Consider the following 227-nt stretch of genomic DNA (forward strand, 5'->3'; position numbering starts at 1 on the left):
CCGCACCAGTTCTCCGGCGGTATGCGCCAGCGCATCATGATCGCCATGGCGCTGGCCCTGGAGCCGGACCTGATCATCGCGGACGAGCCGACCACCGCGCTCGACGTCACGGTCCAGGCCCAGGTCATGGACCTGCTGGCCGAGCTCCAGCGCGAGTACAACATGGGTCTGATCCTGATCACCCACGACCTGGGCGTGGTCGCCGACGTCGCGGACAAGATCGCCGT

Annotated in this window: 1 protein-coding gene; it reads left to right on the forward strand. The window is 67.4% G+C overall.

Features of this window, described 5'->3' with window-relative positions; translation table 11 throughout:
- Positions 1 to 227: ATP-binding cassette domain-containing protein (locus tag V9U70_RS00040; RefSeq protein ID WP_336672311.1), on the forward strand; the 227-nt coding region annotated here is incomplete at both ends.

Origin of the sequence: Streptomyces pratensis, assembly GCF_037137275.1 — a bacterium.
Taxonomy (GTDB): domain Bacteria; phylum Actinomycetota; class Actinomycetes; order Streptomycetales; family Streptomycetaceae; genus Streptomyces; species Streptomyces pratensis_B.